10 protein-coding genes are annotated in these 11772 nt (G+C 60.9%); 4 read left to right on the forward strand and 6 right to left on the reverse strand.

What is annotated here, in order from left to right; translation table 11 throughout:
- Positions 1-99 precede the first annotated feature (99 nt).
- Complete coding sequence (locus PVA39_RS15090; RefSeq protein WP_274124731.1) at positions 100-1119, reverse strand: porin; 1020 nt, start codon at positions 1117-1119, stop codon at positions 100-102.
- Positions 1120-1310: 191 nt separating this feature from the next.
- Here PVA39_RS15090 and PVA39_RS15095 point away from each other — a divergent pair, with 191 nt between their 5' ends.
- Positions 1311-2219: a LysR family transcriptional regulator gene (locus PVA39_RS15095; RefSeq protein ID WP_274124732.1), complete on the forward strand. Its 909-nt coding sequence runs from the start codon at positions 1311-1313 to the stop codon at positions 2217-2219.
- A 603-nt stretch (positions 2220-2822) separates the two neighbouring features.
- A complete protein-coding gene (locus PVA39_RS15100; protein ID WP_443200968.1) occupies positions 2823-4736 on the forward strand; it encodes a putative bifunctional diguanylate cyclase/phosphodiesterase in 1914 nt (637 codons plus the stop codon).
- 128 nt (positions 4737-4864) lie between these two features.
- Here PVA39_RS15100 and PVA39_RS15105 read toward each other — a convergent pair whose 3' ends face one another.
- Positions 4865-5770, reverse strand: coding sequence for a LysR family transcriptional regulator (locus PVA39_RS15105; protein ID WP_274124734.1), 906 nt, complete (start codon positions 5768-5770; stop codon positions 4865-4867).
- A gap of 96 nt (positions 5771-5866) precedes the next feature.
- Between PVA39_RS15105 and PVA39_RS15110 the strand changes: the two genes are divergently transcribed.
- Complete coding sequence (locus tag PVA39_RS15110) at positions 5867-6202, forward strand: nuclear transport factor 2 family protein (RefSeq protein ID WP_274124735.1); 336 nt, start codon at positions 5867-5869, stop codon at positions 6200-6202.
- Positions 6193-6978: an SDR family oxidoreductase gene (locus tag PVA39_RS15115; RefSeq protein ID WP_274124736.1), complete on the forward strand. Its 786-nt coding sequence runs from the start codon at positions 6193-6195 to the stop codon at positions 6976-6978. The genes PVA39_RS15110 and PVA39_RS15115 overlap by 10 nt, the downstream gene beginning before the upstream one ends.
- 343 nt (positions 6979-7321) lie before the next feature.
- Here PVA39_RS15115 and guaA read toward each other — a convergent pair whose 3' ends face one another.
- The 4 genes from guaA to PVA39_RS15135 form a co-directional block, all read right to left on the reverse strand.
- Complete coding sequence (guaA, locus tag PVA39_RS15120; protein WP_274124737.1) at positions 7322-8899, reverse strand: glutamine-hydrolyzing GMP synthase; 1578 nt, start codon at positions 8897-8899, stop codon at positions 7322-7324.
- A 76-nt stretch (positions 8900-8975) separates the two neighbouring features.
- Entirely contained in the window at positions 8976-10445 is a 1470-nt protein-coding gene (gene guaB / locus PVA39_RS15125; RefSeq protein ID WP_093502559.1) for an IMP dehydrogenase, read from the reverse strand.
- A gap of 223 nt (positions 10446-10668) precedes the next feature.
- Positions 10669-11205, reverse strand: a complete 537-nt coding sequence (locus PVA39_RS15130) for a sugar ABC transporter ATPase (protein WP_147177168.1) — start codon at positions 11203-11205, stop codon at positions 10669-10671.
- 95 nt (positions 11206-11300) lie between these two features.
- Entirely contained in the window at positions 11301-11765 is a 465-nt protein-coding gene (locus PVA39_RS15135) for a multidrug/biocide efflux PACE transporter (RefSeq protein ID WP_274124738.1), read from the reverse strand.
- Positions 11766-11772 lie beyond the last annotated feature (7 nt).

Genomic DNA, 11772 nt, shown 5'->3' on the forward strand with positions numbered 1-11772 from the left:
ACGGTTGACGCTCGCCCTGGGGGCGGATGCGTCAACCGTCGAACAAAGTTGGGGCACGCAGTGACCAACGAGCAGTTGCATCGTCATCGCGAGCCATTTTCAAAACTGGTAACGAATGCCAACGGAATACGACCGCCCTGCTGACGCGCGGGATTTCTGGTCATGGGTGTGGATGGCGTACACATCGGTACGCTTCGAGAGCTGATGGCCGTAACCGAACGAGGTGGTGCTACGGCGTATGTTCGACGCGTTTGTCAGGTCGATGCGCGAGTGCGCCGTTTCGAGTAACAACCGGCCCGGAGCCGACACTGGAACCGATACGCCGGCGTCATAGAGCTGCGATGAAGCACCGCCGTCTATGCGCGTGTGCACCGTGCTGCCGTGAAGCTTGAGCGGCCCGAAGTCATAAGTCGCGCCCGCCAGCCAGGCTAACTGGGGCTCTGCCAACGTGGTTTTGCGCGTTCCCTCTACTCGCTGCAGCGACACCGCGCCCATGAACCTGCCCGAGCGATAGGTAGCATGCGCGCCCCTGTTGGAATAGCCGCGCCCATCGCTGTCATCATCTCGCCCGTAGAGCAACGAACCCTGAAAACCTTGAAGATTGGGGGTGGCGTACTTGATGACATTGTCCCAGACCGAGTCGCCGAGGATGTTGCGCCCATAAGGAAGGACAAAGGACTGCACGGCCAGCGGCGAGAAGACTACCGAGGAGCCAAACGGGCTTAACTGGGACATCACCGCATAGGTAGGATTGGTCTGGCGACCGTAGCTGACTCTCCCGAAAGCCCCCTCTAGACCGACCCAGGCATTACGTGAAAAGAACGGGTCATCATCGTTGCGTCCCATCTCACCGAGATCCGGACGGAAAAACGATTCCAGCGCAAATAGCACCGTCAGATCCGTCCCCACCGCCTGCTGCCCTTTCAGCCCGATGAATGAGGTTTGCAAGCCGCCGCCGAAGATGTCGCGAGAGAGACGGGACTCACCGCTGCGCTGAATGCTGCCGGCATAAAGACCAACGCTGCCGTAGATATCGAGTTGGCCCGCCGCCAGCGCCTCATTCAATGCAGCGCTGGCAAAAAGACCGGTAAGCAATACGCACGTCGCTGTGTCCTTCACCTGTATCACCTCACTATTTTTATTCTTGTTTTCCGTCGGCAGTGACTTCCGATCCGTTTTTTTGGCTCACCTGTTAGGCAGTGCCGCATTGGCGAGCTGGGGTCACTCTAGAACCCGGCCAGCCATGCCAGAAGACCGTATTCGAGAATTTCAGGTATGCTTTTTAAACATATCTCTGGTGAGAAGGCTGCATGAACTACCACAGCTGGAAGCTCTTCATCGATGCGGCTGAACTGGGCAGCCTGAGCAAAGTGGCGATTGCCTATGGAACGAGCCAGCCCCACGTCAGCCGCCAGATCAGCGAACTGGAGCAGCAATGCGGAGGGCGGCTGTTTCAGCGCACAGGACGAGGTGTGGTGCTGACTGAATTGGGCGAACGGATTGCCCCGAAAATCAGGTTATGGCTGGCCAGCACGGATCAGCTGACAAACGACATCCGCGAAACGGCAGGAACACCGATTGGCACGGTGCGCCTGGGCATCCTGCCCTCGACCGCACACCCACTTATCAGCCAGCTGTATTTCCGACTGAGATCAGCGTTTCCGCTGATTCGGCTCGTGGTTCGGGAAGGGCAAGGCGCACAACTGGAAACCTGGCTGGAGAACGGCCACCTGGATCTAGCCATCCTGTTCCGCCATGGCTCTGGCACACGCGGCAGGGACATCTGCCTGGTCAAAACCGAAACCTATCTGGTCGGGCCTGCCGGCAACCCTTATACCCGAGAACCGACAGTCCCATTTTCTGCTCTTGACCAGTTACCGCTGATCCTGTTTTGCCGGCCGAACAGTTGGCGAGATCGGCTGGATCAGCTCAGCACCCAACATGGAATTTCGCTCAACGTAATGCTTGAAGCCGACTGCCTCGCTCTGCAGGCACAGGTAGTGGCAGGTGGCGGCGGCTACGCGCTACTGGGCCCCTACGCGCTCTCTGCCGCCAAGAAAGAATGCCAACTTGAAGGCGCGCGCCTGGTAGAACCGTCGGTATTGCGGCAAATCGCGCTCTCTATCTCGCCGCATGGGGAGCTCACCTTGGCCTGCCGAACCGTCATGAACTTGATCCAGGAAATCGCCAAGACCGAAAGTGATGCATTGGGAAAATAGTCAGGGGCATTGACCAGCCAATCGTTCCAGAACGGTGGGCACCATATGGGTGGAGTATGCACCACAAGATAACCATGCAAATGCTCGATAAGGCGTTGATCTAGCGGGTCGCGTGGCGGGTGCTGGCATAGACGGCCAATAGCCGTGAGCTCAGGTCGCGCCTATCTCCAGTTGGCGTGTATGGGGGCCGCAGTGCTGAGCCTTACGATCATGGGAGTTTGCGCCTTCGGCGAATGGCCCTGTGGTCATCTCTCTCCCGCGGGTGGCCAAGGCTAAGGCAAACCGGTGAGTCGCTCCAGCATCGGGGCCAAGCCTGAGCGGCTCCTTAGCCGCAATTTCTACTCTCCTGCTCACCAACTGCAGATGCTTCCAGATACCCGCTCACGTAACCGACAACTATCGTGATCGGTGTATGGAACGAAATCAAAGTGCCATTACTCATAAGATTGCAGTAATCCGAGTACCGGCCGATACAATCCCACGAAAGCAGTGTTTGGCCCTGCGTTGTAACGACTGGAAAGGACAATCCGTTCGGTTATTTATCTGGTTGTATTTTCAGAGCATCGCCCGATGCAGAAAACACTGTTCGCAATAAGAGCATTGATGTCCGTGCCCAAGGACAATCCCGGCCTGGTCAAGGCGCAATACATTGCGCTGGCCCGCCAATTGCCGATGATGTATTTCATCCTGCTGGTCAACACCCTGATGCTGGCCGGCACTCACTATGCAGTCGCGCCACGCTGGCTGGTGGTCTACTGCCCACTGCTCATGACGCTGTTCGGCGTGGTTCGTGCGGTGGAGTGGATACGCACGCGCAAGCTGGAGCGTACCCCGGAGCACATGCTGACGGCGCTCAAACGCACCAACATACTCGCCCCCTTCGTGGCCGTGGCATTCACCGCCTGGTCGCTGGCACTGTTTCCCTACGGTGACGGCTATACCCAGGCCCATGTCGCCTTCTATATGGCGATCACCGTCATCGGCTGCATCTTCTGCATGATGCACCTGCTGCCAGCCGCCCTGGCCATCACCGCCGTGGTGAACACCGCATTCGTGGTGTTCTTTGCCTCCACCAACATCATCACCTTCGTGGCTACGGCGATCGACGTGCTGCTGGTGTCCATCGCCATGCTGGTCATCCTCAAGGCGCAGTACACCGACTTCACCCGTCTGGTGAACATGCAGGCGCAGACGGCGAAACTCAGTGAGGAAAACCTTCACCTGGCCAATCAGGACAGCCTGACCGGGCTGGCCAACCGCCGGCAGTTCTTTTCTCGCTTAGACACGCAGCTGTCCCATGCCAGTGAACAGCAGACTCGCCTCGCCGTGGGGCTGATCGACCTGGATGGCTTCAAGCCCGTCAACGACCTGTATGGCCATAGCGTGGGCGACAGGCTGCTCTATCAAGTTGGCCAGCGCCTGACCGGGCTACTCGACGACGGTGTGCACCTGGCCCGCCTGGGCGGCGACGAGTTTGCCCTGATCATCACGCGAGTCATGAGCGACGACCAGCTGCAGGCCTTTGGCGAGAAAATCTGCGCCAGCCTGCGCGAGCCGTTCCTGCTGGTGGATATCCCGATTCAGATCAGTGGGTCACTGGGCATCGCGACCTTCCCGGACCAGGCGTCCAGCGCCATGCAGGTGTATGAATATGCCGACTATGCCCTGTATCAGAGCAAGCGCCATCGCCCCGGCACGGTCTGCCTGTTCAGCGCCGACCATCGTCAGCAGCTCAATCGCGAAGGGCTGACCGAGCAGGCCCTGCGCAGGGCCGATCTGGATCGTGAGTTTTATGTGGTGTTCCAGCCCATCGTGGATATCCAGACCGGGCAAACCGTCGCCTTCGAGGCACTGGCACGCTGGCAAAGCCCGGAGCTAGGAAGCGCGCCGCCCTGTGAGTTCATCCCGATTGCCGAGCGTGCTGGCCTGGTCAATCGCCTCACGCTGCCCTTGCTGCGCAAAGCGCTGGCGGCCGCGGCGAACTGGCCCGCGGGCATGCGCCTGTCCTTCAACCTGTCCGCCCACGACTGTTGCTCGGAGGACGCCGCTCAGCAGATCGTCGAGCTGATCAGGGGCAGCCGCTTCCCTGCTGCCTGTCTCGATCTGGAAATCACCGAAACCGCGGCCATCCAGGACCTGCCGCAAACCCAGCGGACCATCAGCAGGTTGCGCGAACTTGACTGCGGCATCTCTCTGGACGACTTCGGCACCGGCTATTCCAGCCTGAGCCACATCCATGCGCTATCGCTGACCAAACTCAAGGTGGACCGCACCTTCGTCACCGACATTCACCTCGACCCAGCCAGCTTCAAGATCGTCAAATCGCTGGTTGCCCTGTGCCAGGACATGCAGCTGGAATGCATCGTCGAAGGCGTGGAGACCGCCGAAGAACTCGACGCCCTGAAAACCCTCGGCTGCGCCTGGGCTCAAGGCTACCTGTTCTCCAAACCGATGCCGGCCAGCGAAATCGGCGCCTGGCTGGAAGGCGAGCAGTTGGCCAAGGCGCAGGCGGTTTGATCCTGACGTAGGGCACGCTATGTTCTGAGAACCGCATAAACGCTACCCGAATTTGCCAGCCCCAAAACGCCAAAAGCCCGCAATTACGCGGGCTCTATTTTTTCTGAAAATTTAATGCCGGACGTGGGCTACGCAAGGCGTCCGGCCGTGTAGTCACGTGCCAGCGCGATAAAGGCCTGGAAGGCCGCAGAAGAATTGCGCCGGTTATAGTAATACAGGCACAGCGGCGCGAGCGGCGGCGTCCAGTCTTCGAGGATGCGCACCAGCCGCCCCGTGGCGATGTCTTCGCGGATATCGGCCTCCATGAAATAGCCGATCCCCACACCATTGACCACCGCGATCCGTGCCAGGAACGCCTCGTCGAGCGTGATCGGCCCCTGGACCTCGAGCTGGAGTTCTTCACCGCCCTTCTCGAACCGCCACCTGAGCAGCGCGCCGTCGGGAAGGCGTCCGCGAACACACGGGTAAGCGAGCAAGTCCTGCGGGGCTTTGGGAATGGCCCGGCTTTCGAAAAAGGCGGGAGAGGCAGCAACAGCCATGCGCCGCTTCTGCCCCAACGGTATGGCGATCGCGTCGCTGGGTACCAGATCGGCACTGCGCACAGCCAGATCGAAGCCCGCCGCCACCACGTCAACCAGCCGCCCCTCAGTGACGATGTCGATATGCACCAGCGGATAGCGCTGCAGGTAGCTCAGCACCAGCGGCGCCATGATCTCGCGCGCCGCCGTGGCGAAAGCATTGATGCGCAAGATGCCGGACGGCGTCTCTTGATGGGAGCGCACCGCGTTCAGCGCATTCTGGATGCCTTCTAGCGCAGGCTTGATCTGCGCGACGAAGATCCGCCCCGCATCGGTGAGCGAAACACTACGCGTGGTGCGGTTGAACAATCGCACCGCAAGCTCTCGCTCGAGCTTGCCTACCGCGCTGCTGATGGCCGTGGTCGACATGCCCAATTCCAGTGCCGCCGCACGAAACGAGCCGCAGCGCACGATGGCGAGAACCGCTTCAAGCTCAATCAGCGAATGACGCGTCATTATCCCGATTTCCGTGACACTACATGCGCCTTTATCTGGCTTATCAGGCGAAAAGTCCACCGCTAAATTGACTCCATCACCGCTGAGGAGATGACCATGTCAATCAAACTACCTAATTCGATCGCCGACTACATCGAGGCAAACACCCGCCTCGACCTCGACGGCATGATGGAACATTTTCACAAGGACGCCGTTTTCATCGACAACGGCAAGCAGCACGTCGGACAGGCCAGCATCCGCCGACTGCTCGAGAACGAAGGGATCGCGGTGAAAGCGATCTTCGAACCCGATACCGTTCGCGACGAAGACAGCGTCGTCGTACTCGAAGGCCCCACCCATGGCGACTTCCCCGGCAGCCCGCTGCGCTTCACCTACCGGTTCACGATGGAGAACGATGCCATCAAGATCCTGGAGACAACGGTATGGGCCTAAAGGCAGATCAAACCGAGTTCGCCGGCAAGCGCGTGCTCGTCAGCGGTGGCACCAAAGGGCTGGGCCGCGCCACAGTCGAGCGCTTCCTCGCAGGTGGCGCCCGTGTCATCACGGCGGCTCGCACGATCAAAAACCCCATTGAAGACGTCGAATACGTCCAGGCCGACCTGACGACCCCGGAAGGCGGCCAGGCGCTTGCAACGGCGGCGCTCGAGCTGCTGGGCGGCGTCGACATTCTTGCCCATGTCGTGGGCGGTTCTTCTTCGCCGGCAGGAGGCTTCGCCGCGCTGACGGACGAGCACTGGCTTGCCGAACTGAACCTCAACCTGCTGGCCACCGTACGGCTCGATCGGCTGTTGATTCCGCAGATGCTGGAGCGCGGCAGCGGCGTTGTGGTACACATCACCTCCATTCAGTCCGTTCTGCCGCTGCCCGAATCGACGACAGGCTATGCCGCCGCCAAGGCCGCGCTGCGAACCTACAGCAAATCAATCTCCAAAGAGCTCGGCCCCAAGGGCGTGCGGGTCAATGCCGTCTCACCCGGCTGGATCATGACCGAGGCCGCGGAGGACTTTCTGGAAACGCTCAGCAAATCCGCCGGCACGATCGAGCAAGCGCGTCAGTCCGTGCTCGGTGCCTTGGGTGGCATCTCTATCGGCCGTGGAGCTGAACCTGAAGAGGTGGCTGATCTTATCGCTTACCTCGCTGCTGATCGTGCGGCTGCAATCCACGGCGCCGAGTTCGTCATCGATGGCGGCACGATCAGGACGGTCTAGGCACGACTTTCCGGCATTCACGCGAGCGCGCTGCTCACCTCCCCTTGCCGCTAGGAAGCCGTTGCCCATTAGCAGCCTGCAGATTGATTGAAAGAGGGGCCCAAGCCATGCCTTAGATCTATCTTGCGAAAGCTGCAGCTGGGCCCAAAGCGGCCCGTTGACCAGCTGCCTGCGACGCCATCTCGAGCGCCAAAGAACCCATTAGGACGCTCGCAGCTCACCACCGGGGCTCACGGCTATTGGATAATCCGCGAAGCATGAAACAGCAGAAAAGCAAAAGCCCGCATTACGCGGGCTTTTGCTTTTCCTAACGACCGACTACCGACTTACGCCGGACGTAGGATCATTCCCACTCGATGGTCGCTGGCGGCTTGCTCGACACGTCATAGGTGACGCGGGAGATGCCGTCGATTTCGTTGATGATCCGGCCGCTGACGGTTTCCAGCAGCTCGTAGGGCAGGTGCGCCCAGCGGGCGGTCATGAAGTCCACGGTTTCCACCGCGCGCAGGGCGACCACCCAGGCGTAGCGACGGCCGTCACCGACAACGCCCACCGATTTGACGGGCTGGAATACCACGAAGGCTTGGCTGGTCTTGTGGTACCAGTCGGCTTTGCGCAGCTCTTCGATGAAGATGTGGTCGGCGCGGCGCAGGATGTCAGCGTATTCCTTCTTCACCTCGCCAAGGATACGCACGCCCAGCCCCGGGCCCGGGAATGGGTGGCGGTAGACCATGTCGTAGGGCAGGCCCAGTTCCAGGCCGATCTTGCGCACTTCGTCCTTGAACAGTTCACGCAGTGGCTCGACCAGCTTGAGGTTCATTTCCTCCGGCAGGCCGCCGACGTTGTGGTGTGACTTGATCACGTGGGCCTTGCCACTCTTGGCGCCAGCCGATTCGATCACGTCCGGGTAGATGGTGCCTTGGGCGAGGAACTTGATGTTCGGCAGCTTGCTGGCCTCGGCATCGAACACGTCGATGAAGGTGCGGCCGATGATCTTGCGCTTTTTCTCCGGGTCGGCTTCGCCGGCCAGGTTGTCGAGGAACTGCTTCTCGGCGTCGGCGCGGATCACCTTGACGCCCATGTTCTCCTTGAACATAGCCATCACCTGATCGCCTTCGTGCAGGCGCAGCAGGCCGTTGTCGACGAATACGCAGGTCAGCTGATCGCCGATGGCCTTGTGCAGCAGCGCCGCGACCACGGAGCTGTCGACACCGCCGGACAGGCCCAGCAGCACGTTGGCATCGCCGACCTGCTCACGCACCTGGGCGATGGCGTCTTCAACGATGTTGGACGGCGTCCACAGCGCTTCGCAGCCGCAGATGTCTTCCACGAAGCGCGACAGGATGCGACCGCCCTGCTTGGTGTGGGTCACTTCCGGGTGGAACTGCACGCCGTAGTAGCCGCGGGCGTCGTCGAACATGCCGGCGATCGGGCAGCTCGGGGTGCTGGCCAGCACGTTGAACTGGCCCGGCAGCTGGGTGACCTTGTCGCCGTGGCTCATCCATACGTCCAGGCCCAGCACGCCGTCGGCGTCGACATGGTCTTCGATGCCGTCGAGCAGTTTGCTCTTGCCGACCACATCGACGCGGGCATAACCGAATTCGCGCAGGTCGGAACCTTCGACTTTGCCGCCCAGTTGCTCGGCCATGGTCTGCATGCCGTAGCAGATGCCCAGCAGCGGTACGCCGAGGTCGAACACGGCTTGGCGCGCGCGCGGGCTGTTGGCTTCGTGAACCGACTCGGGGCCGCCGGCGAGAATGATGCCGCGCGGGGCGAAGGCACGGATGTCCTCGTCGGACATGTCCCAGGGATGCAGTTCGCAGAACACGCCGATCTCTCGCACGCGGCGGGCGATCAGCTGGGTGTACTGGGAACCGAAGTCGAGGATCAGGATACGGTGAGCGTGAATGTCGAGGGCCATGACTCTGTTCTCGTCAGTGGAAGCAGAAACAACGCGGGGCTGTCGATACAGCCCCGTTGAAAGATGATGCTGGGAATTAACCTACCCGGTAATTCGGCGCTTCTTTAGTGATCTGCACGTCGTGGACGTGGGATTCGGCCATGCCGGCACCAGTGATACGCACGAACTCTGGCTTGGTGCGCATCTCGTCGATGGTCGCGCAACCGGTGTAACCCATGGAGGCACGCAGGCCGCCCATCAGCTGATGAACGATGGAGCCCATGGCGCCTTTATAGGCCACACGGCCTTCGATGCCTTCCGGCACCAGCTTCTCGGCACCGGCGGAGGAATCCTGGAAGTAGCGATCCGAAGAGCCCTGGGCCTGGGACATAGCGCCCAGAGAACCCATGCCGCGGTAGGCCTTGTAGGAACGACCCTGGAACAGTTCGATCTCGCCCGGCGCTTCTTCGGTGCCGGCCAGCATGGAGCCGATCATCACGGCGGAGGCGCCAGCAACGATGGCCTTGGACAGGTCACCAGAGAAACGGATGCCGCCGTCAGCAATCAGCGGGATACCGGTACCCTCCAGTGCGGCGGCGACATTGGCCACGGCGGAGATTTGCGGCACGCCAACACCGGCAACAATACGGGTGGTGCAGATCGAGCCTGGGCCAATGCCGACCTTGACCGCGTCAGCGCCAGCTTCGGCAAGGGCCAGAGCGGCAGCGCCGGTGGCGATGTTGCCGCCGATCACCTGGATCTCCGGGAAGTTCTGTTTGACCCAGCGCACACGCTCGATCACGCCCTTGGAGTGGCCGTGGGCGGTATCAACGATGATCACGTCGACGCCGGCATTGGCCAGGGCGGCAACACGGTCACCGGTGTCGGCGCCGGTACCGACCGCTGCACCAACGCGCAGACGACCCTGGTCATCCTTGCTGGCCAGCGGGTAGGCCTTGGCCTTTTCGATGTCCTTGACGGTCATCATGCCCTTGAGGTTGAAGGCATCGTCGACGATCAGCACTTTCTCGATACGGTGCTTGTGCAGCACTTCGCGAACGGCGTCCTTGGCGGCGCCTTCCTTGACGGTGACGAGGCGCTCTTTGGGCGTCATCACTTCACGGACGGTGGCATCCAGACGGGTCTCGAAACGTACGTCGCGGGAGGTGACGATACCGACCAGGTCGCCGTTGCTCAGCACCGGCACGCCGGAGATGTTGTTCTGGCGGGTCAGCTCGAACAGGTCACGCACGGTGGCGTCGGCCTCGATGGTGATCGGGTCCTTGACCACGCCGGATTCGAACTTCTTGACCTTGCGAACCTCGGCAGCCTGCTGGTCGATGGTCATGTTCTTGTGGATGATGCCGATGCCACCTTCCTGCGCCATGGCGATGGCCAGGCGGGCTTCGGTGACGGTATCCATGGCCGCGGAAAGCAGCGGGATATTCAGCTCGATGCCGCGGGTAAGGCGAGTCTTGAGGCTTACGTCCTTCGGCAGAACGTCGGAGAAACCGGGAATGAGAAGAACGTCGTCGAAGGTAAGGGCTTCTTGACTGATACGCAGCATGGCGGGGGCTCCCAGGCGGGAAAATTGGAAGCGCGCCATTATACCGAGTCAGCCCTTGTCACTCAATGTAAAGAATGATGATCGACCGTTCGGCGATTAACGGAAATGATTCTCGGCGAACGGGGAACCGAAGCCCATTCGTGCAGCCTGAATACTCTCAGGCTCAAGGAAGAGCTCCCCTTTACCCGGCGACGTCCCAATCGATGTCGCGTCCGCGCCGCTTTCACGCCTCAACCACCGCAACCGGATAGCCCAGTCGTTCGGCAAACTCTTCGAGAAAGCCTGCCGTGAAGCGCGCTTGCGTCCAGCCATTGAAGATGAAGCCAAGGTTGGAAAACGCGCAGGGCTGCAGGAACAGAAAGCCGTTGATGTCGTCTTCATGTCCACACAGTGGGCAGGTGAAGTTGTCGGTTTCGCCGGGCATCCATTCATCCAGGCTTTCGAACAGCGCCTCGCCAATTTCCTGCCGACACTCGGGGCAACCGGCTTCCTCCAGAAAATCGTCGGTGGGCGTATAGATGCAGCGCCGGTAGATGACTTCCAGCCCGTTGATCGGCAGACCGAACGGCAGCCGCTCGGCAGACTCCACCACCCTGCTTGCCCCCGGCGCGATCGCGTAGGCCATGCCGCTGCGCCCACAAGTGGTCGGCAGCGCCTCGACGATATCGCGTTTGGCCAACCAGCGCAGAATCTGCTGGGCCTTGCGCTCGTGACCGGGAAAGCTGGAGATGCGCGGAACGATGATGCTTTGCGTGGGCATGCCGACTCTTCGAGTGCCTGAAAACCGCTCAGCTTAGAGGCAGCGGCCAGGCGCCCACAAGTCGGCCGGGACTGAAGGCTCCAAGCGCTCGCGCCTCAGGAGCATGCCAGGGTGCGAGCCTGGCGGCGGTCGACATAGCGTTCGCGCAGCTTGTCGTAGGCCAGGTTGTAGAGAAAGGCATACGGCAGAAAGAACAGGATCAGGCCGATATCCATCAGGAAAGCGGTGACCAGGCTGACCGACAGCCACCAGGCCGCCAGCGGCACCAGCACCAGCACCAGCCCGCCCTCGAACAGCATGGAATGGCTGATTCGCGCCCACAGCCCACGCTTGAAGCCCATACGCCGCTGCGCTGCATCGAACAGCATGTTGAAGATCATGTTCCACAGCATGGCTACCGCCGAGAACATCAGGGTCAGCACACTGGTATGCGCCAACGGTTTGTCCAGCGCCCAGGCCAGTATGGGTGCACAGATAAACAGCGCGATCAGTTCGAATAGAGTGGCGTGCAGCACGCGCTCTTTCATGGAGCGCACCGCGACGGCGTTGGACTGACTCATTTTCAGG

This window comes from Pseudomonas sp. CNPSo 3701 (assembly GCF_028674975.1).
Classification (GTDB): Bacteria; Pseudomonadota; Gammaproteobacteria; order Pseudomonadales; family Pseudomonadaceae; genus Aquipseudomonas; species Aquipseudomonas straminea.